Here is a 20,733-nt window from a genome sequence, read left to right on the forward strand (position 1 = left end):
GCTCGCGCCGGCGCGAGCACGTCCGCGCCGAACCGCCCCGAGGTGTGCACGACGATCTGCCCCGGCTGCCACGCACCCACCCCCGCGAGCCCCGCCACCAGGTCGTGCAGGGCGTCGTCGGGCACGGTCAGCAGCACGAGCTCCGAGCGGCGCACCACCTCGGGCACGTCCAGCACCGGGACGCCCGGCAGCAGCGAGGCCGCCCGCTCGAGGGAGGCCGCCGAGATCGCCGAGACGGCGACCACCGGGTGACCTGCCGCACGCAGGGCGCTGCCGAGCACCGCCCCCACACGACCGGCCCCGACCACCCCCACACCGAGCCGACCCGGGCGACGCGCAGGGTCCGCGACGCTCATGCCAGGCCGTCCGGCTCGGTGCGCGACCACTGCTCGGGCCCCGCACCGGCACGGGCCCTGCGGGCACGGTGGGACTGCTCGTCGAGCAGCTCAGCCGCCGTGATCGCGTCGAGGTGCGCGACCTGGGGGCTGACAGGCCCGGGCGTGGAGTGCACGACGAACGAGGCCAGCCCCAGCCGGCGCTGCAACGGGCCCTGCGCCAGGCCCAGCGACTGCGTCCGCTCGTGCGGCACGACGTCGACCTGCCGCCACACCCGCCCGGAGCGGGCCAGCAGCGCACGACCGGTGACCAGGACCCCGCGGCGACGCCACCCCACCGGGTCCACCCAGCGGGCGCGGCGCGGCGCGGCCGTGAAGCCCCCGTCCTCGTCCTGCCCGGAGAACGCCGCCGTGAGCACCGCACGCGGGTCCTCGACGCCCAGATCGGGCAGCACCAGCCAGATCGCCGTCATGGCCTCCTCGCGGCTGGCCACGGGGTGCAGCACGGTGTCGTGCTCGGCGTCCTCCGTCCCGGCGTACCCGGCCACGTTGATCTGCACCCGCCACCAGTCGGCCTTGCGCCACAGCAGCGGCTGCGTCACCCGGATGGCCTGCACACGCCCCGGGGGCACCGTCTGCGTGCGCGACTCGGTCAACCCGTGGCGCAGCCGGATGCCGTCCGGCGAGACGGCCGCCCGGAAACCAGCACCCTGGTTGATGCGACCCCAGACCGCGCCGACGGTGCCGAGCACGGCGGGAGCCACGACGAGCACGGAGCCGACCTCCCGCGAGACCGCCATCAGCACACCGGCCACGACCAGGCCGACGACCAGCCAGATCATCGCCCCGGACAGCAGGGTCGCCGGCAGCAGGCGCCCCATCGGCACCTCGTAGACGGGCTGCTCGGGCACGTCCGCGGGGAGGGCCGACAGCGCCGCCGGAGCGGGCGCCGGCACCTGGGCGGCGGCCCCCTCGGTCACCTCGGGCGCCGCGCCCGACGGGGTCGACGCCGGCTCGACGCCGGGCACCGCCGTCGGAACCGCCCGGCGACCGGCCGCGAGCGCCAGCAGCCGCACCCGCAGGGCCTCCGCGTCCGACTCGCGCAAGAACGCCAGCGAGACCGCCGACTCCGCACCACCGGCCACCTCGAGCTTGAGCTCCGACAGCCCGACCAGGCGCGCCAGCAGCGGCTGCACCACGTCGACGGCCTGCAGGCGGTCCAGCCGGGCCTGCCGCTGCTGACGGAACAGGACCCCCGTGCGCAGGTGCACCGCCTCGTCCGTGACGGCGAACCGGGTCATCCGCCACGCCACCGTGGAGTAGGCGAACCCGACCAGCAGGAACAGCGCCAGGCCGCCGGCAACGACCAGCCATCCGCGACCGTGCACGTGCCGCAGGCCCTCCTGGACGTTCTCCAGCTGCGCCCACGCCACGACGAGCAGACCGAGCAGCAGCTTCCAGCCCTTGAGCGCAGGCGTCACCGGGTGCATCCGCTGCCAGTCGAGGTCGTCCTCGACCTCGACCGGCGCCACCTCCGGGTTCACAGCCCGGCCAGCCGGGCCTCGCCACGCGAGGCCAGACGGTCACGCAGCCGTGCGGCCTCCTGCGGCGGCAGACCGGAGATCGAGGCGTTGGTCTGCGGCGAGGCGGTGTGCAGCTGCACCGACGCGATCGAGAACCGGCGGTCGAGCGGACCGGCGTTCACGTCGACGTACTGCATCCGGCCGTACGGCACCACCACGAGCGTGCGGAACATGATGCCCCGCCGGATCAGCAGGTCGTCGTCGCGCTCTGCGTACGCCTGGGCGCGCACCTGCCGGGGCACGAGCCACGCGATCCAGGCCACCAAGGCCAGGAGGACCCCGGGCAGCGCCCACAGCCACGGCTCACCGACGAGCACCGCCAGCACGAGCGACCCCACGAGCGGCAGCACGAACCACAGCGCAGCCACGGTGAGCCGGGCTGCGGCCAAGCGCGTCGAGACGGGGGTCCAGGTGACGCCCTCGGGGTCGAAGGCGCCCCGGGCGGTCGCGGGCACGGCGGACTCCGGGAGCTGCGGGGCGGAGGACATGCCGCCATCCTTCCACCGTCGGACGGCGACAGGCTGCGACGGGGGTCCGACCCGGCGCGCTCAGCCCGGCTCGCCCGGTCCGACGCCTCAGCCCGCCGCGGGGTCCGGTGCCTGCTCGTCGGCCCGCTGCGTCAGCGAGTCCTCGGGCGGCGGGATCTGGCAGAACCACTCCACGACGAGCCCGACGACCGCCAGCACCACGGCCCCGACCGTCGCCGCGCCGGCCGATGCCGCCCGCGCGAGCTGCTCCGAACCGCCGGACTCCCGCAGCACCGTCAGGACCTGCCCGCCGTACCAGCCGGCCAGCAGCGCCCCCGTGTAGCAGGACGCCTTGGCCAGCACCGCCGTGCGCGCCGCACGGATCGGGTTGAGCGTCGGCCGCCTGCCCCGCAGGAACTGGCGGACCGCCCAACCCATCGACAGCACCACCGCCGCGATCACCAGCTCGACGGCCACGACGAGCCACGGCACGGTCGGCAGGCCCGCACCACGGGCGAGGGCCGCCCGCAGCACCACCCACGTGCTGACGGCGACCGCCGACGCCAGGAGCAGCAGCGTCTGCCAGCGGGTGCGGTGCATCACGCGTCGACACCCGGTTCCGCCTGCGGCGCCGACACCGGGCTGGTCAGCCAGTCGAGCGCGAGCCACCGGATGCCGTCGCGGTCCGGGGCGGTCGCGGCGAGGGCCGCCACCGGCCCGCCCCCCAGGCCCGGCAGCACCGCGTCCGGATCCACCTGCGCCCAGGGCTGCAGCACGAACGCCCGCTCGTGGGCGCGGGGGTGCGGCAGCTCCAGGTCGTCCGTGGTGGCCAGCGTGGAGCCGTACACGACGATGTCGACGTCGAGCGTGCGCGGTCCCCAGTGCTGCAGCCGCTCGCGGCCGTGCGCGTGCTCGATCGCCTGGGTGGCCCGCAGCAGGTCCCGGGCGGACATCGTCGTGCGGGCCAGCACGACCGCGTTGAGGAAGTCGGGCTGCTCCGGCCCACCGACCGCGGCGGTGCGGGCCAACGCGGAGACGTCGTCCACGTGCAGGCCGGGAACGGCCGCCAGGTCGGACACCGCCTGCCGCAGCGTCTCCTGGGCGTTGCCCAGGTTCGCGCCGATGGCCAGCACCACGGGGACCGGCGCGGCGGGCACCTGGTCGAGCGCGTCGAGCTCGAGCTCACCGTCGACGACCTCGACCGGCTCGACCAGCTCCACCAGCTCGGCACCCGGATGCCCCGCGGCGGCATCCACGGGGCCGCTGACGGGACCCGTCGCGGGCAACGACACGACCTCCGGGCCGACGGCCGGTCCGACCGCCGGTGCCGGGACGCCGGGGGCGTACCCGGTCGGCGGCTGCACCGAGGCGACAGGCCCGGGCGGCGGCAGCACCGGCGTGGGGCCAGACATCTGCGGGGCGACGGGCGCGGCCAGGTACTCGGAGAGGGGGTGGCGGTCGGGCGTCGCCACCGGTGTGGGTGCCGACGCGAGCGCAGGCGAACCCAGGCCCGGGCTGATCGGCATCACCGCCGTGTGCGTGGGCACAACCTCTCCCCGGGCGGGTGTGCGCTCGGGCCCTCCCGGTGCGGCGGCCGCCGCGACCGGCGCGCGGTACGGCTCCGCCGCGGGCAGCCGGCTGCGGTCACGGTGGATCGCCACCACCACGTCGTCGAAGGGCACAGTGATGGGGGCCTGCGGCTTGTGCAGCTGCACGTCCACAGCCACCACCAGCGCCGTCGCCAGGACGGTGGCCGCGATCCGCTCGGCGACCGTCTCGAGCAGGTCCGCCGGCTCCCCCGCGAGCACCGCGGCCACCTGCTCGGCCAGCACGCCGTAGTTCACCGTGAGCGCCAGGTCGTCGCGCCCGGCGGCACGGCGGGTGTCCAGGTGCACGACCACGTCGGCGACGAACACCTGCCCCTCACGCCGCTCCGCGGGGAACACCCCGTGGTAGCCGAACGCGCTGACGCCCACCAGCTGGACCTGGTCGAGCCGACGCCCTTCGGCGTCGTGCACCACCGGCACGATCGGCCCGCGCGGCGCGGCGGCGCGGTCGCCCGCGGGCAGCGCACGGGGTCGCCCCTCCGGCGGGACCTGCGCACGCGGGGCGAACGTGTCGTTGCCGTCGTACCCGTCCTGCACCGTCACAGCGACCTCCTTCCGTCGGCCGCGTCCTCGTCGACGGGCAGCTCGTCCATGGTGTCCATGCGCGCGGGCCGGGAGGGCCGTGCAGCCCGCCATGCTGCTGCGACACGCACGGCGTCGACGGATCCGGGGACGTCGTGCACCCGCACGCACCATGCGCCGGACGCCGCGGCGAGCGCGGACACCGCCGCGGTGGCACCGTCGCGGGCCAGCGGCGGGGCGAGGTGCCCGTCGGCGTCGGCGAGCAGGTGCCCGAGGAACCGTTTGCGGCTCGCACCGACCAGCACCGGGAACCCGTCGGCCACCAGCTCCGGCAGCCGGGCCAGCAGCGGCCAGTTGCTCGCACCGGGCTTGGCGAAACCCAGACCCGGGTCGAGCACGATCTGCTCGTCGCGCACCCCGGCCGCCCGCAGCGCCGCTACCCTCGCCGCGAGCTCGCGGCGCACATCGGCCACCACGTCGCCGTACCGGTCCAGCTGGTCCATCACGTCGGCGTGACCGCGCCAGTGCATCGCCACGTACACCGCCCCCGTGGTGGCCACCACCCCGGCCATCTCCTCGTCGGCCAGACCACCGGAGACGTCGTTGACGACCGCGGCACCGCGCTCGACCGCGGCACGGGCCACCGCGGCCCGCGTGGTGTCCACGCTCACGGTCGCCCCCCGGCGCACGAGCTCCTCGACGACGGGCAGGACCCGCACCAGCTCGTCCTCGACCGGCACCCGCCGGGACCCGGGACGGGTCGACTCGCCCCCGACGTCGAGCAGGTCGGCGCCCTGCTCGAGCAGCGTCAACCCGTGCGCGACCGCGGCACCGGGGGTGAACCAGCGGCCACCGTCCGAGAACGAGTCGGGGGTCACGTTGACCACGCCCATGACCAGCGTGCGATCGCCCGCCCGCAGCGCGGCCGGGAGCGGCGCGGGGCGACCCCCCGGCAGCTCGACGGGTGAGCCCGTGCCCGACACCGCCGGCACGGCGGGGTCCTGCTGGCGTGCGGTCATGGGTTCGAGCCTAGGGCGTCGCCGGTCCGGACGGGCCGGTCAGCGGCCCAGCACGAGGCTCATGGCCTCGGCGCGGGTGGCCACGTCGCGCAGCTGCCCGCGGACCGCCGAGGTGACCGTGCGGGAACCCGGCTTGCGCACACCACGCATCGACATGCACAGGTGCTCGCACTCGACCACGACGAGCACGCCCCGCGGCTGGAGCACGCGGACCATCGCATCGGCGATCTGCGACGTGAGCCGCTCCTGCACCTGCGGGCGACGCGCGTACACGTCCACGAGCCGGGCGAACTTGCTCAGGCCCGTGATACGCCCGTCGGCCCCCGGGATGTACCCGACGTGCGCCACGCCGTGGAACGGCACGAGGTGGTGCTCGCAGGTGGAGTACACCTCGATGTCCTTGACCAGCACGAGCTCCTCGTGGCCCAGGTCGAACGTGGTCGTCAGGACGTCCTCGGGCTCCTGGTAGAGCCCGGCGAAGATCTCCTTGTAGGCGCGAGCGACCCGACCGGGGGTGTCGCGCAGCCCCTCGCGGTCCGGGTCCTCCCCGACCGCGAGCAGCAGCTCACGGACGGCGGCCTCCGCCCGGGCCTCGTCGTACGTGCCCACGGCACGTCCCGACCAGGTCACCGGGCTGATCGTCGAGACGACCGCCGGGTCGGCGGTGCCGTCAGTGGGATCCGTCGCCATCGGGTGCCTCCAGGGCGCTCGGGCCGGCGGGACCCGCCTGCCCGTCGGTCACGGTGGTCTGCTCGAGGACCGGGCCGACCCCGTCGTCGGGAACCGGCGTCGTGCTGCCGGGGCTGGTGATCGGGTCGGCCGCACCGTCGGTGACGCCGGCGGCCGATCCGTTCGCCGCCGCACGCTCGGCCGGGGTGAGCACCGGCGGGCGGTCGGAGACGCCGCGGTCGTCGTTGGACAGCCACACGTCGCGCGGCGGGCGCTTGGTGATGGGCGCGAAGATCGTCGCGAGCTGCTCCTGGTTGAGCGTCTCCTTCTCGAGCAGCTCCAGGACCAGGGCGTCGAGCACGTCGCGGTACTCCACGAGGATCTCCCACGCCTCGGTGTGCGCCCGCTCGACGAGCCCGCGCACCTCGAGGTCGATCGACGCGGCGACGTCCTCGGAGTAGTCGCGCTGGTGACCGACGTCGCGGCCCAGGAACATCTCGGACGACTCCTGGCCGAGGCGGATCGCCCCGAGCCGGCTGCTCATGCCGAACTGGGTGACCATGCGGCGCGCGGTGGCGGTCGCCTTCTCGATGTCGTTGCTGGCACCCGTGGTCGGGTCGTGGAACACGAGCTCCTCGGCGACCCGGCCGCCCATGGCGTACGCGAGCTGGTCGAGCAGCTCGTTGCGCGTCGTGGAGTACTTGTCCTCCGTGGGCATGACCATCGTGTAGCCCAGCGCCCGACCACGAGGAAGGATCGTCACCTTGGTGACCGGGTCCGTGTAGCGCAGGGCGGCGGCCACCAGGGCGTGACCACCCTCGTGGTACGCGGTGATCTTCACCTCCTTGGTGTTCATCACCCGCGTGCGCTTCTGCGGTCCGGCCACGACGCGGTCGATCGCCTCGTCGAGGGCGCGGTCGTCGATGACGGACCCGTTCTGCCGGGCGGTCAGCAGCGCCGCCTCGTTCAGGACGTTCGCCAGGTCGGCACCCGTGAAGCCCGGTGTGCGGCGCGCCACGGTGGTCAGGTCGACGCCCGGCGCCATCGGCTTGCCCTGTGCGTGCACCTGCAGGATCCGCTCGCGGCCCTTGAGGTCCGGCGGGTCGACCGCGACCTGACGGTCGAACCGGCCGGGGCGCAGCAGGGCGGGGTCGAGGATGTCGGGCCGGTTGGTCGCCGCGATGAGGATGACGTTCGTCTTGACGTCGAACCCGTCCATCTCGACGAGCATCTGGTTGAGCGTCTGCTCGCGCTCGTCGTGCCCGCCGCCCAGACCCGCACCGCGGTGCCGGCCGACCGCGTCGATCTCGTCGACGAAGATGATGGCCGGCGAGTTCTCCTTGGCCTGCTGGAACAGGTCGCGCACACGGCTGGCACCCACGCCGACGAACATCTCGACGAAGTCCGAGCCGGAGATCGAGTAGAACGGCACGCCGGCCTCGCCGGCGACGGCGCGGGCCAGCAGGGTCTTGCCGGTGCCGGGAGGGCCGTACAGCAGCACACCCTTGGGGATCTTGGCCCCGACCGCCTGGAACTTGGCGGGCTCGGAGAGGAACTCCTTGATCTCCTGCAGCTCCTCGAGCGCCTCGTCGACACCTGCGACGTCGGCGAAGGTGACCTGCGGGGACTCCTTGCTGACCAGCTTGGCGCGCGACTTGCCGAAGCTCATCACCCGCGAGCCGCCGCCCTGCATGTTGGACATCAGGAACCAGAAGACGCCCAGGATGATGATGAACGGCAGCACCAGGCCCAGCAGGCTCGTCCACCAGGACGTCTGCGGCACGTCGGAGGTGTAGCCGTCCTCGGGGTCGGCCTTGGTGATCGCCGCGATCACGTCGGGGCCCTGCGGGACCACGTAGAAGAACCGGACGGAGGTGCCGTAGTTGTCCTCGCCCTGGACGAAGTCCTCGCTGAGGGTCAGGTCGACACGCTGCTCCCCCTCGGTGACCTTGGCCTGGGTCACCTTGCCGTCGGCGAGGAGCGCCAGGCCGTCGGAGGTGTCGATGCGCTGCACGCTGGGGGTGGCCAGCGTGCTGGCACCGACCCAGAGCAGCACCACGGCGAGGACGATCCACAGCACGGGACCACGGGCAAGTCGCTTGAGATTCATGGGCGGGGCGCAGCCCCCTCATCCCTCCGATGGGCAGGACAGGTGGCTCGAAGTTACACGCTGATGCTGATGGTGCCCCCGCCTGTTCGCCCAGGGCACAGGCGGGGGGCCGTGCGAACGGTCAGGCGCCGTAGACGTGCGGGGCCAACGTGCCCACGAACGGCAGGTTGCGGTACTTCTCGGCGTAGTCCAGGCCGTAGCCGACCACGAACTCGTTGGGGATCTCGAAACCCACGTAGCGCACGTCGACCTCGACCTTGGCGGCCTCGGGCTTGCGCAGCATCGTGGCGACCTCGACCGACGCCGGCCCACGCGAACGCAGGTTCGACAGCAGCCACGACAGCGTCAGACCGGAGTCGATGATGTCCTCGACGATCAGCACGTGCCGGCCCGTGAGGTCCGCGTCGAGGTCCTTGAGGATCCGCACGACACCCGAGGACTTGGTGCCCGAGCCGTACGAGGAGACCGCCATCCAGTCCATGTCGATCGGGGTGTGCAGCCGGCGGGCGAGGTCGCCCATGACCATGACGGCGCCCTTGAGGACGCCGACGAGCAGCAGGTCCTGACCGGCGTAGTCGGCGTCGATCTGTGCGGCGATCTCGTCGAGGCGAGCATGCAGCTGCTCCTCGCTCAGCAGGACCTTCTCGAGGTCCGCGCCCATGTCCGCAGCGTCCACCGCTACCGCTCCTGTCGATCGTCCGTCCGGGGGTCGGGGTCGCGGTCGGTCCGACTCCCAGGTCGGCCGGCTGGCCCCAGAGCAAGCGTGCCACACGCACGCCACCCGGCTGCCGGGACCCCGGGCGGGCCCGGGAGCGCCACCGGGCCCTGCCCGTGCCAGTCCACCAGCAGCGCGTCGAGGGCCAGCACGTGCTCGCGGCGCAGGCTCCCGGCGGGGCATCCCGCCCGCAGGGCCGCGGTCCGCAGGGCCCAGCGGCGCAGCCCGGTCGGGGCGTCGCGCAGCGTCGTGACCTCGTAGGACGCCGCGACGGGGACGACGGACATCCCGTTCCCGGGTGTGTCGCCCACCGGCACCTGCACCGCCGGGACCGACCGCGCCGCCCCGTCCAGCCGGGCCCGCGCGAGCAGGTCGTCGGCCAGCTCGTCGAGGGCGTCGCCCGCCTCGCGCAGCTGATCGGCGGTGCGGGCGAGCGCCGTCGGCAGCCCCGGGCCGAGCACGTCGAGCAGGGCGGGCATGGCGTGGGTCCGCAGCCGGCTGCGGCGCGGGGCGCTCGCGTCCCCCGGCGCGGGGGCGTTCGTCGGGTCGTGCCACACCTCGATCCCCAGCGCCGCGCACGCCTGCAGCGTGTCGGTGCGACGCAGCGCGAGCAGGGGACGTCGCAGCAGGCCGCGACGGGTCGGCATCCCGGCCAGGGACCGCACCCCGGACCCGCGGGCCAGGCCCAGCAGCACCGTCTCCGCCTGGTCGTCGAGCGTGTGCCCCAGCAGCACGGCGCACGCGCCGTCGGCGGCGGCGACCGCCTCGATCGCCGCGTACCGGGCGTCGCGCGCGGCCGCCTCGGGGCCGCCTGGACCTGCGGGGTCGACGCGCACCACGCGCACCGGGTCCAGGCCCAGCTCGCGGCAGGTCTGCGCCGCACGGGCAGCCACCTGCGCCGAACCGGGCTGCAGGCCGTGATCCACCACCACCGCACCGGCACGCCACGCGCCGCCCGCAGCACCCCCCTCCGCGGGGACCGCACCGGCGGCCGCGGGCCGGTCGCGCCGTGGGGCACGCCGTCGGGCACCCCGTCTGGCACGGTCGGCGACGAACGCCGTCGCGGCCGCGAGCGCGAGGGAGTCCGGTCCGCCCGAGCACGCCACGAGCACCAGGGCACCGGGCGGGACGTCGGCGGTGGCCGCCGTGACGGCCGACCGGACGGCGGCCACGGCCCGGTCCGGACCGCTCACCCGTGCCTCACCCGTGCACCCGGCGCACCCACAGTGCCGGGTCGGCGATCTCGGCGGGGGTCGGCAGCAGCGCAGGTTCGGTCCACACGGCGTTCAGCCCGTCGATGCCGACCGCGCGTCGCACGGTGCGGACGAACACGGCGCCGTCGCGGTACTGCGCGAGCTTGGTGTCCAGCCCGAGCACCCGACGCAGCACCCGAGCAAGGCCGTGCGCGTCGGCCGCCCGGTCACGCCGTGCCTCGAACCGGGCACGCAGCTGCCGCACGGACGGCACCAGGCCGCGCCCGGCGGCGTCCATGGTCACGTCGGCGTGCCCCTCCAGCAGGGCCATCACGGCGCCGACCTCGTCGACCACGGCCCGGTGCTCGGCGGGCAGCAGGCGCGTGAGGTCGATCTCGGGGTCGCGCAGGGCACGCACGAGCGTGGCGAGGGCCTCGGCGGGGGTCGGCCAGCCGGCGGCCTCCGGGCGGGTCGCCGGCCCACCCGTCCGCGCCGCACGTCCGGCCGCCCCCGTCGCCGCCTGGACCGCGGACCGCACCGAGGTGCCCAGCCCGGAGACCAGCGACGACGCCCGGGCGCGCAGGTGCCCGGCGAGCCACGGCGCCGCGGCGAACTGCAGCGCGTGCGTCTGCTCGTGCAGGGCCACCCAGACCCGGAAGTCCGCCGGGACGAGGTCGAGCGACCGCTCCACCTGCAGCACGTTCGGCGCGACGAGCAGCAGGCGCCCGGGCTGCCCGGCGGGCTGCGAGAACGGGTCGTACTGCCCGAGCACCTTGCCGGACAGCAGGGCGAGCACCCCGGCCACCTCGGCGGTGGCGGCGCCCCGGGCGGCGAGCGAGGGGGCGGCACCGGTGTCGCTCGTCCACACCGACGCGTCGACGTCGGAGAGCATCGCGGCGAAGACCTGCGTGTTGGCCCGCGCCCACCCGGGGCGGTCGACGACCAGCACGCGGGAGACGTCCTGCGGCGCGCGTCCGTCGGCGGGCACCAGGCGCGAGGCCCGTGCGGCGTGCCCGGCCGTGCGAGCAGCCCCGGCCCGCAGCTCGTCGACCAGCTCGGTCAGGCGGGCACGCTCGGCCGTCGGCCCGGGTGCGGACAGCCTGCCGGCCAGTCGCGCGGCCACGTCCCAGTCGACCGGGCCCTCCGGCGTCACGGAGACGGGCGCGGGGACCGGCGCGGAGACGGGCACCCCGCCGTCCGGCGCGTCGGGTACCTGGGTGTCCGGGCCGTCCATCGGGCCACGGTAGCCGTCAGCGGCAGCCGCAGCCTGCGAGGTCGCTCACGAACGCGTCGATGGCCGACCGGGGCGCCCACTGCCCACCCTCGGGGGTCTGGTCGGCGATGACCACGAACAGCAGCTGGCGGCGGTCGGCGTCGAGCACGGTGCCGGCCAGCGACGTGACCCCCGGCAGGCTGCCGGTCTTGGCACGCACCAGCCCGCGGGCGTCCGAGGTCGTGTACCGGTCGACCAGGGTGCCGGTCAGACCGGCGATGGGCATGCCCGTGGCGACCTCACGCAGCAGCGGGTGCGCCGGGTCGGTGGACAGCTGGAGCAGGTCGAGCAGCAGGTCCGGGGTCAGCACGGAGCCCGCACCCAACCCGGAGGCGTCCACGAGCGAGCAGCCCGTGATGTCCGCGCCGAGGGCCGCCACCGCGCGCAGCACGGCCTGGGACCCGCCCTCGAAGCTGCCGGGCAGGCCTGCGTCCAGCGCCACGAGACGTGACACGACCTCGGTGATCGTGTTGTCGGACGTGTCGAGGAAGTGGTGCACGACCTTGTCGAGCGTCGCGGAGTGCACCACGCCCAGCTCGAGCGCACCGTCGTCCGCGGTCACCCGCGTGGGCGTCCCGGTGACACTCACCCCCGCTTCGGCGAGCCGGGTGGCGAACACCTGCGCGGTACGCGCCGACGGGTCGGTGTACCGCGGCGGGTACGCGCCCTCGCTCATCTTGGCGATGTCGACCGCCAGCGCGGTGACCGGGGCGACGTAACCGTCCCGGATGTCCGCGGGGTCCCACTGGGGGCTGAGCGCAGGGCCGCTGAACAGGGAGTCGTCGAACGTCAGCTGCACGCTGGTGCGCCCCTCGAGCAGCAACGAGCGGGCGACCTGCGCGGCGAGGTCGGCCAGCCCGGCGTGCCCGTTCACGGCATCCGGGTCGCCGGCGCCCTCGGCCAGCATCATGTCGCCGCCGCCGACCAGCACGATCGCGTCGCCGTCGCCGCGCACCACGCGGGTGTCCAGCGTCAGGTCGCCGCTGAGCGTGCCGAGCGCGGCGACCGCGGTGACGAGCTTGGCGGTGGAGGCGGGGGTGCGACCCTGGTCCGCCAGGTGCGAGGCGAGCACCTCGCCCGTGAGCTGGTCGGCGACGACCACCCCCACGGTCGCACCGAGCCGGGTGTCCGTGGCGAGTGCGTCGACCTTGGCCTGCAGCGTGGCGGCCACCGGCAGCGGCACCGCCGGGTCGAGCGCGGTCAGCGCGGTGGTCGCGTCGGCCGGCTCGAGTGCTCCGGGGGCGGTCGGGAACGGCGCCGCCTCGGCCGGGACGGGCGCGAGCGTGATCGCGCCCGGGACGACGTCGTACGCGTCGGCGGTCGCGTAGGCGCCCGCTCCGAGCACCACGACGAGCACGCTGGTGCCTGCGACGCGCCAACCCCTGGCCACCCGGACCGACCCCCTCCACGCACGCGCGACGCACTCGCCGTGCCGGTGCGTCAGACTACTGTCCGTAGCAGGGGCGTACGGCACGTGTTCGCGCCCTCACGACGACGTGTCATGCCGGCCCCCGGTGACGGGCGGCGGGGCGTGCGACAGGAGTGCAGTGGAGTTCGACGTCACGATCGAGATCCCCAAGGGGCAGCGCAACAAGTACGAGGTGGACCACGCGACGGGGCGGATCCGCCTCGACCGGATGCTGTTCACGTCGACCCGGTACCCGGACGACTACGGCTTCATCGAGGGCACCCTCGGTGAGGACGGCGACCCGCTCGACGCGCTCGTGCTGCTGGAGGAACCCACGTTCCCCGGCTGCCTGATCCGCTGCCGCGCGCTGGGCATGTTCCGCATGCGCGACGAGGCCGGCGGCGACGACAAGGTCCTGTGCGTGCCCACGGGCGACCAGCGCGCCGCGTGGCGCCAGGACATCGACGACGTCTCCGACTTCCACCGGCTGGAGATCCAGCACTTCTTCGAGGTCTACAAGGACCTCGAGCCGGGCAAGTCCGTCGAGGGCGCCTACTGGACGGGGCGCGCGGAGGCCGAGGCGGAGATCGAGCGGTCGCGCCAGCGGGCGATCGACGCCGGGTACGACCACTGACCTGACCGCGGGCGCACCCGCGCCACGCACGACGAAGGCCCGTCCCCTCGGGGGCGGGCCTTCGTCGTCACGGCTGCCGGGTCAGGGGCGACCGGCGTACGGCATGGTGCCGGACCAGCGCATCGAGGAGACCTGCACCGGCTTGCCATAGGTGCGCGCCTCGATGATCTTGCCGTCGCCGACCCACATGGCCACGTGGTAGATCGAGCTCGGGTCAGCGGGGTTGTCGGCCCAGAACACCAGGTCGCCGGGGCGCAGCTGGTCGTACGAGATCTTGAGCACCTGCTTGTACTGGTCACGTGAGGTGCGGTTGATGCTGAGGCCCGCGGTGCGCCACGACGTGGAGGTCAGACCGGAGCAGTCATAGCCGGACGGTCCGACACCGCCCCACACGTACGGGAGCCCGATCTTGGTCATGGCGGCCTCGACCGCCGCCTGGCCCTGGGCCGCGGTGCCCCTGGACGTCCCACCCGTGACGGGTGCCGGAGGGGTGGTGGTCGTGGGCGGGGTGGTGGTCGCCGGGGGCGTGGTGGTCGCGGGCGGGGTCGTCGTCGCCGGGGGCGTGGTGGTCGCCGGTGGGGTCGTCGTCGCCGGGGGCGTGGTGGCCGCCGGAGGCGTGGTGCCCCCGCCGGCGGCCGGGGTGGTCGTGCCCGTCGACGGGGCAGCCAGACGGGCCGCCTGCGCAGCCGCCTCGGTGCGAGCCCGCTGCTCGGCGTCGAGCTGGTCCTGCCGCTGGCGCTCGACCTCGAGGCTCGTCTGCCGTGCGGCGGCGAGGACGGTGAGCAGCTGGTCGCGCTCGGCGGCAGCACCGGCGACGGACTGCTCCGCGTCGGCCTGCGCCTGCTCGGCGGTCTCCAGCGCGCTCTGCGCGGCCGCCTTGGCGGTGGCGGCGTCGTCGGCGGCCGCCGTGGCCCGGGCGGCGAGCGTGGTGGCGACGTGCTGGGCGGCCTTGAACTGCTGCACGGCCTCGTCGGCCTTGCCGCTGACCCTGTCGAGCGTGCCGCTGCGGCGGGCGACGTCCTCGAAACCGTCGGAGGACAGCAGCGACTGCAGGGCGTCGGCGGAACCGCCGGTGCGGGCGATCTGACGGGCGATGGCGGCCAGCTCGCGGCGGGCCTCCTCGGCCTTCGCGTCGGCCTGCTCCGACTTCGCAGCGGCATCGGCGGATGCGGCCTGCGCCGCATCGGCGTCGGCGAGCGCCTGCGTGTAGGCCTCGCCGACCTGCTGGACGCGCAGCTCGGCGGCGTCGTTGGCGGCGGTCAGCTGGGCGAGGCGCACCTCGGCGGCTGCCACGGACGTGCGGGCGGTACCCACGGCCTCCTGGGCCTGCTCGACGTCCTGCTGCGACGGGGGGGTCGGCTCGGCGGACGCCACCGTCGCGGCACCGGTGCCGGCGGCGAGCAGCGCGGCGACGACGACCCCGGACACGCCGGCGCGCCGACCGGCCGCCCGACGTCCTCGGGCGTGCGTGGTGCGTGACGTCACCGGGTTCCCCTTCCGCGGGCGCGTGCTGTGCGGCTGCCCTGACGGGTCCCGCTCTCGGCACGCTACCGGCGTGAACCTCAGAAGTGAACACGAGTCACATCCGTCACACGAGTCACACCGCTGTGCTTCGGGAGGAACCCGGACAGAACACCGGTCGGTTCACCCGTGCGCCTGCGCGAGGCACCCCGACCGGCGCGCTCACCGGGCCGGACAGGGTGCCTCGCCCGCGCCGGGGCCCTCCTCGGCGCCCGGCCGCGTCAGCCGAACCGACCGCCGACGTAGGCCTCCGTCCGGGCGTCCTGCGGGCTGGTGAACATGGCCGAGGTGTCGCCGTGCTCCACGATCGCCCCCGGCACCCCGTGCTCCGCGAGGAAGAACGCGCACTGCTGCGACACGCGGGCCGCCTGCTGCATGTTGTGCGTCACGATGACGATCGTCACCTGCGAGGCCAGCTCCCGGATCGTCTCCTCGATCACCCTGGTCGACGTCGGGTCCAGCGCGGAGCACGGCTCGTCCATCAGCAGGACGCGCGGTCGCACCGCGAGCGAACGGGCGATGCACAGCCGCTGCTGCTGACCACCGGACAGGCCGCCGCCCGGGGCGTCGAGGCGGTCGCGGACCTCCTTCCACAGGCCCGCGCGGATCAGCGAGGACTCCACCAGCATCGACCGTTCCGCGGCGCTCACCCGTGTCCCGGTCAGCCGCAGGCCCGCCAGGACGTTCTCCCGGATGCTCATCGCCGGGAACGGGTTCGGCTTCTGGAACACCATGCCGACGTCCCGGCGTGCCTGCGTCACCCGCAGCCGCGGGTCGTAGAGGTCCTGGCCGTCGAGCAGCACCTCACCGGCGAGCGCCGCCGACGGCACCAGCTCGTGCATGCGGTTGAGGATCCGCAGGAACGTCGACTTGCCGCAGCCCGACGGCCCGATCAGCGCGGTGACCTGCCCGGCCGGCATCGTCAGCGACACCCGGTCGAGCACGTGGTGCGACCCGAACCAGGCGGAGATCTCCCGTGCCCGCAGCTCGGCGAGACCGCTCGGCAGCACCACCGGCGGCACGACCTGCTCGGCGAGGGGCGGCGATCCGACCTGCGCCACGGGGTCGGCCACCAGGGGCGGCTCGACGAGACCGGGCGCCCCCGTCACCGCGGGCAGCACCACGGTCCGCTCCGCCCCGGCCTGCACCTGATCCGTCACGTGCTCCTCCTCGACACCGTCCACCGCCGCACCCACCGCGGGCCCGCCCGTCACGACCCCGCCCGTCACAGCCCTGCCCGTCGAGCGACGAGCAGGTGACGCACCAACCACCCCGCACCGCCGGCCACCGTGAGCGCGCTCGCTGCCAGGGCGGCCCGAGCGGGGGCGTCACCCTGCGCCGCACGCCACAGCAGGTCCGGGCTCACCTGGTCCTGCCCGCCGTCGGCCTCGACCTGGTCACCCCCGCCCGCTCCCCCGTCGGTCTGCGCCCCCGGGTCGGCAGGCGGCGCGGCCGGCGTGGACGGCGGACGCCGTGTGCCACCGGCCGCACCGGCGGCCGGGGTGCCCGGCACGACCGGCGCCACCGGCCCGGCCGTGGACGTCGGCGCCGCCGGTACCTCCAACCGCAGGGAACCGTCGTCGACGTCCGTCGACGCCACGACCGGCGGCTCGGCCGCACCGGCGGTCGGCGCCGCCGCGAGCCCCAGTGCCCCGAGCGCGCCTGCCGCACCCAGCGCGACCAGGGCAAGCAGCACCGTCGGCCCCGTGGCCGTCCGGACGGGACCGCCGACACCCGGACCGTCGATCGCTCGGGACCCCGGCGCCGGTGCGACCGTCACGACGACCTCGGACGTCTGACCCCCGCCGGACTCCAACCCGCGCCGCGCCTCGGTCACGACCTGGTCCCACAGCACCTCGGCCTCCCGTCGGCGCCTGCGCGCACGGCGCACGACCAGGACCGCCGCGGCGACGACGAGCGCGACCACCGCGACGCCCGACCAGGAGACCGCCAGCACGCGTGTGCGTGCCGTGCTCGACACCCCGGGCAGCTCGGTGTCCGGCCCGGGTGCCGCGGCCATGGTCACATCGACCACGGCCGTGGCCAGCACGGTCGGCTCGACGTCGTCGAGCGTCGTCGTGACCGTGAACGAGTCACCGGGCAGCACCTCGCGCGTGCGCTCCGCCTCGACCTGGGCCAGCACCGCACCGAACGGACCGGTGAGCCGCACCCGTGGCACGCCCAGCACCTTGACGTTGCCGGTGTTGACGACCTCGAACGTCACCGTCGCCGGCGACGCCCCGAACGGCACCGCAGCCGCCGAGTAGGAGGCGTGCACGTCGCGCACCTCGAGGGCAGGGGCGAGCTCGCCCGCGACCCGCACCGCGACCCGCACCGCCACCCGCGTGTCGACGAGGACGCCGGTCGCCTCGTCGACCTGGACCTGCTCGGGAGAGACCACCAACCCGCCCATGTGGTCGCCCGGCGTCGCGTCGGCCGGGACGGCCACGGTGAGCGCGAGCGTGCGCGTCGACAGCGCCGGGACGGTCACCGTCGCCTCCGGGGTGGTCACCCACGCCCCGACGTCGACGGGTGCCGCCGCCGCAGGCCGCAGGTCGAACCCGCCGGTCTCGGTGTTGAAGCCGTCTGCGCCGTAGACACGGAAGGTCCGCTCGACGGTCGAGGAGTTCACGAGCAGCACGTGCTCCTCCGCCTGCTCCCCCGGCGCGAGCGCGAGCTCCAGGCGCGTGCGGCCGTCGGTCGCTCCGGCGGCGTCGGACGGCGTCACCGACCAGGCGGCGGTGGTGTCGTCCGCCGCGGCGAAGGACGCGGGCAGGACGACGACGAACGCCGCGAGGAGCCCTGCGGCCACACGGACGACGGACCTCAGAGGACGAGGCATGCGGACTCTCTCCTGGTGCGAGGTGCGGACGGGAGGGCGACGCCCGGCGTCGCGCACGGGCCCCGCGAGACCGACGGGCGCCAGGGCGGCGCCCGGCACCCGTCGGTCCGGGGACGACGTCACTCGGCGACGAGCGTCACCGTGACGGTCGAGGTGTACGAACCCTCGGCGGTGGCACCCGGGATCGCCAGCAGCAGCGCGGCGTCCAGCGTCGTGGTGCCACGACCCGGTGTCGCCGTCCGCCCCAGCAGGGCGCTGGCCGACAGGCCGGCGCTCTGGGACTCGTCGAGCGAGGACGCCACCGACGACCCGGCCTGCGCCTGCAACGGGCTGCCGGCGTCGGGCAGGCTCTGCGGGAGCGCCGGCGTCCAGCCGAGGTACTTCGCACCCACGGTGCCCGCCGCCCCGGAGAAGTCGGACGCCTGCGCGTTGACCTCCCAGCCGCTCAGCAGACCGTCACGCCGGGTGTCGGTGACCGTGACGGTCGGGAACGCGGCCGTGGCGACCACGCGCGAGTTGTCGGTGGCGCGCGTGCCGGCCAGGGCGACCGCCTGCGCGAACGGCACGGTGAACGTCAGCGCCCCGTCACCGACCGGTGCGGCCGGGACGTTCAGCACCAGCTGCCCCGTGGCCGCGTCGAGCGCGACGGTCACCGCGTAGGTCGTCGTCGAGGTGCCGTACGAGGCGGCGTCCGTGGGCGTGAAGGTCGCCGTGTAGGTGTGCGACCCCGACGCCGGAGCCGGCACGGTGACCTGAGCGGCTCCGCCGCTCACCGGCGCGGAGCCCAGGCTCGTGCCGCCCTCCGAGAACGCGACGGTCCCGGCCGCCGCCGCCGGCGCCACGCTCGCCTGCAGCACCAGGTCGGCACCCTGCACGGCGCCCGTGAGCGCCGTCGTCGTCTGCGTGACGCCAGAGCCGAGCGGCTCCGGTGCCGGCACCGACCAGGTCAGGTTCGTGCTGTCGCCGGTGAGCGTGAGCGTGGTGCGGAACTTGCCGACGCCCAGACCCATGTCGTCGCGGCACACCGCGATCAGCGGGATCGTGCCGGTCTTGCCGGCCTGCGTCGCGATGTAGCTCATCGCGTCCGGCTTGGTCAGGCGGTCACCGCGTTCGGTGTAGTACCGGCCCTGGGAGTCGACGTGGTTCATGTTCGCCGCGATCGGCACCTCGAGCCACTCGTCCTCCGGCTGGCCCGCCTGCGGGATCCGGATCATCGGCTGCAGGGAGGCTGAACCCGCGGGGCACGTCGCCGACACGGCGAGCGACTGGAACGGCCGGTCGAGCGTCGTGCCGCTGGTGATGACGTCCGCCTGCGTGTTCGCGTCGAGACCACCGGCGTTCGCCAGGAAGTAGATGCTGCCCGGCAGGTCCGGGCCCTCGTCCAGGGCAGAGGCGGGGACCGCGGTGACCACGGTCAAGGCGCCGAGCAGGAGCGCGCCGACGGCCGAGGTGGCCAGGAGCTGGGTGTGACGCATCACAGATTTCCCTTCACGGTGTGCGGGTGGTGGGCCGGGCGCGTACCCGCCGAGGATGGCGAGCACGGGTGAACGAGGTGTGCCGGGGAGGCGACCGAGGGACGACGCACGCGGGCTCAGCCGCCGACGTGCACGGGGACGTCGTCGACCGCGCCGGGCTCCGGGACGCGGCCCCGGTCGCCGCCCCGGCGAGCCGGGCGACTGCCGCGGCCCGACGGCCGGGCCCGCCGCCCGACGGGCCGCCTGCGGCGGCGACGGAGCGCGAGGACGAGGAGCAGGACAAGGACGCCGAGCGCGGCCAGCGGGCCCCACGGCACCGCCCACACGTGACTCGTGACCACGACCGGGTCCAGGCCCGGGTCACGACCAGTGGCCGGTGCGAGCGCGTGCGCCGTGACCGTGACGTCCTGCCGGCCGAGGGCGAGGACGTCGTCGACCGTCGCCGTCAGGCGGGCCGAGCCGCCCGGCAGCAGCTCCTCGACCCGAGCACCGTCCGCGTGGCGCGCGCGCACCCCGAACGGTCCGGCCACGACGGCGGAGGACTCGACGGCGAGCCGGACGTTGCCGGTGTTCCGGACCGTCCACGTGACGGTCGTCTCGCCGGCACCCAGGAACCCCGAGGGCACCCAGTCGGCGCGGACGTCCTCCACGGCGAGACCCGGGGCCACCTCGCCCTGCACCTCGACGTAGATGCGCGCCGCGACGCGCTGCTCGAGCTGGAGCCCGGGGCTCTCGCCGGCACCGCCCGCGACCGTGACGAGCGAGGCGACGAGGCCTGCCACGTGGTCGCCGGGCTCGGCGTCCTGCGGCACGGTGACGGTGAGCGGCACGATCGTCCAGCCGTAGCCGTCCGCGTCCTGCGCGGGGACCTCCACCGGCCCGGGAGCGTCGACGGACACCCAGGCCCCGGCGTCGGTGTCGGTGTCGGACGCGGCGCGGACCGAGAGCCCGCCGCCGTCGGCCATGACGACGTCCGCGCCGTACACGTCGAGCGTGACCGGCTCCGGCCCCTGGTTGAGGAGCGCCACGTGCTCGTAGACCACGGAGCCGGCCGGGGCCGTGAGCGCCACGTAGGGCCGGTCGTCGGGTCGCTCCGGGCCCGCCGGTGCGATGCCGAACGACACCAGGTCGGAGCCTGCCGACGGGTCGGGGTCGGCGGCCGACGCCGGGGCCGCGAGCCCGGCTGCCGCGAGGAGGACGAGCACGAGGGCTGCGCAGCGGCGCACGAGGGCGGTCATCGGCGAGGCTCCTGCGGACGAGTCGGGACGGTTCACCCGAAGCGTGACGAACCGGGGTGTGCGGGCAGGGAACGGACGGCGAACGAGGGACGACCGCCGAGCACGCAGGTGGGGCAAGGGCG

At 75.0% G+C, this 20,733-nt stretch carries 18 protein-coding genes; 1 reads left to right on the forward strand and 17 read right to left on the reverse strand.

What is annotated here, in order from left to right; translation table 11 throughout:
- From ACTHAM_RS15525 to ACTHAM_RS15580, 12 genes are all read right to left on the reverse strand, one after another.
- Nucleotides 1-356 (reverse strand): NAD(P)-binding domain-containing protein (locus tag ACTHAM_RS15525; RefSeq protein ID WP_440689070.1); only part of this gene is annotated, 356 nt, incomplete at its 3' end.
- Nucleotides 353-1,879, reverse strand: coding sequence for a PH domain-containing protein (locus ACTHAM_RS15530; RefSeq protein ID WP_440689072.1), 1,527 nt, complete (start codon nt 1,877-1,879; stop codon nt 353-355). The genes ACTHAM_RS15530 and ACTHAM_RS15525, both read right to left, overlap by 4 nt.
- The gene (locus ACTHAM_RS15535; protein WP_440689074.1) at nt 1,876-2,406 is read right to left on the reverse strand and encodes a PH domain-containing protein; all 531 of its coding nucleotides are present in this window, start codon (nt 2,404-2,406) and stop codon (nt 1,876-1,878) included. The genes ACTHAM_RS15530 and ACTHAM_RS15535 overlap by 4 nt, the downstream gene beginning before the upstream one ends.
- An 87-nt stretch (nt 2,407-2,493) precedes the next feature.
- Nucleotides 2,494-2,985 (reverse strand): DUF3180 domain-containing protein, encoded by a 492-nt coding sequence (locus tag ACTHAM_RS15540; protein WP_440689209.1) that lies wholly within the window; start codon nt 2,983-2,985, stop codon nt 2,494-2,496.
- Nucleotides 2,985-4,535, reverse strand: coding sequence for a 2-amino-4-hydroxy-6-hydroxymethyldihydropteridine diphosphokinase (gene folK, locus ACTHAM_RS15545; protein WP_440689076.1), 1,551 nt, complete (start codon nt 4,533-4,535; stop codon nt 2,985-2,987). The genes ACTHAM_RS15540 and folK overlap by 1 nt, the downstream gene beginning before the upstream one ends.
- The gene (folP, locus tag ACTHAM_RS15550) at nt 4,532-5,533 is read right to left on the reverse strand and encodes a dihydropteroate synthase (RefSeq protein WP_440689078.1); all 1,002 of its coding nucleotides are present in this window, start codon (nt 5,531-5,533) and stop codon (nt 4,532-4,534) included. The genes folK and folP overlap by 4 nt, the downstream gene beginning before the upstream one ends.
- Nucleotides 5,534-5,572: 39 nt before the next feature.
- Nucleotides 5,573-6,223, reverse strand: coding sequence for a GTP cyclohydrolase I FolE (gene folE, locus ACTHAM_RS15555; RefSeq protein WP_440689080.1), 651 nt, complete (start codon nt 6,221-6,223; stop codon nt 5,573-5,575).
- A complete protein-coding gene (gene ftsH, locus ACTHAM_RS15560; RefSeq protein ID WP_440689082.1) occupies nt 6,204-8,312 on the reverse strand; it encodes an ATP-dependent zinc metalloprotease FtsH in 2,109 nt (702 codons plus the stop codon). The genes folE and ftsH overlap by 20 nt, the downstream gene beginning before the upstream one ends.
- Before the next feature lie 121 nt (nt 8,313-8,433).
- Nucleotides 8,434-8,988 carry a hypoxanthine phosphoribosyltransferase gene (gene hpt / locus ACTHAM_RS15565; RefSeq protein ID WP_440689084.1) on the reverse strand — a complete coding sequence of 185 codons (555 nt, stop codon included), beginning with the start codon at nt 8,986-8,988 and terminating at the stop codon, nt 8,434-8,436.
- A 2-nt stretch (nt 8,989-8,990) separates the two neighbouring features.
- A complete protein-coding gene (tilS, locus tag ACTHAM_RS15570) occupies nt 8,991-10,220 on the reverse strand; it encodes a tRNA lysidine(34) synthetase TilS (protein WP_440689086.1) in 1,230 nt (409 codons plus the stop codon).
- Between the two features lie 7 nt (nt 10,221-10,227).
- Nucleotides 10,228-11,454 (reverse strand): zinc-dependent metalloprotease, encoded by a 1,227-nt coding sequence (locus tag ACTHAM_RS15575; protein WP_440689088.1) that lies wholly within the window; start codon nt 11,452-11,454, stop codon nt 10,228-10,230.
- Nucleotides 11,455-11,470: 16 nt separating this feature from the next.
- The gene (locus tag ACTHAM_RS15580; RefSeq protein ID WP_440689090.1) at nt 11,471-12,883 is read right to left on the reverse strand and encodes a D-alanyl-D-alanine carboxypeptidase/D-alanyl-D-alanine-endopeptidase; all 1,413 of its coding nucleotides are present in this window, start codon (nt 12,881-12,883) and stop codon (nt 11,471-11,473) included.
- 157 nt (nt 12,884-13,040) lie between these two features.
- Between ACTHAM_RS15580 and ACTHAM_RS15585 the strand changes: the two genes are divergently transcribed.
- On the forward strand, nt 13,041-13,535 hold the full coding sequence (locus ACTHAM_RS15585; protein ID WP_440689092.1) for an inorganic diphosphatase: 495 nt from the start codon (nt 13,041-13,043) through the stop codon (nt 13,533-13,535).
- Nucleotides 13,536-13,616: 81 nt separating this feature from the next.
- On the opposite strand, the gene ACTHAM_RS15590 is transcribed toward ACTHAM_RS15585, so the two are convergent.
- The 5 genes from ACTHAM_RS15590 to ACTHAM_RS15610 all read right to left on the reverse strand — a co-directional run bounded on the left by ACTHAM_RS15590 (nt 13,617) and on the right by ACTHAM_RS15610 (nt 20,611).
- A complete protein-coding gene (locus ACTHAM_RS15590) occupies nt 13,617-15,020 on the reverse strand; it encodes a C40 family peptidase (RefSeq protein WP_440689094.1) in 1,404 nt (467 codons plus the stop codon).
- Between the two features lie 257 nt (nt 15,021-15,277).
- Complete coding sequence (locus tag ACTHAM_RS15595) at nt 15,278-16,042, reverse strand: phosphate ABC transporter ATP-binding protein (RefSeq protein WP_440689211.1); 765 nt, start codon at nt 16,040-16,042, stop codon at nt 15,278-15,280.
- 239 nt (nt 16,043-16,281) lie between these two features.
- Nucleotides 16,282-17,898 (reverse strand): WxL protein peptidoglycan domain-containing protein, encoded by a 1,617-nt coding sequence (locus ACTHAM_RS15600; protein WP_440689096.1) that lies wholly within the window; start codon nt 17,896-17,898, stop codon nt 16,282-16,284.
- A 119-nt stretch (nt 17,899-18,017) separates the two neighbouring features.
- Complete coding sequence (locus ACTHAM_RS15605) at nt 18,018-19,373, reverse strand: Ig-like domain-containing protein (RefSeq protein WP_440689098.1); 1,356 nt, start codon at nt 19,371-19,373, stop codon at nt 18,018-18,020.
- Between the two features lie 116 nt (nt 19,374-19,489).
- Nucleotides 19,490-20,611, reverse strand: a complete 1,122-nt coding sequence (locus ACTHAM_RS15610; RefSeq protein WP_440689100.1) for a COG1470 family protein — start codon at nt 20,609-20,611, stop codon at nt 19,490-19,492.
- Nucleotides 20,612-20,733 lie beyond the last annotated feature (122 nt).

The sequence above is a fragment of the Cellulomonas soli genome (genome assembly GCF_052036975.1).
Classification (GTDB): Bacteria; Actinomycetota; Actinomycetes; order Actinomycetales; family Cellulomonadaceae; genus Cellulomonas; species Cellulomonas soli_A.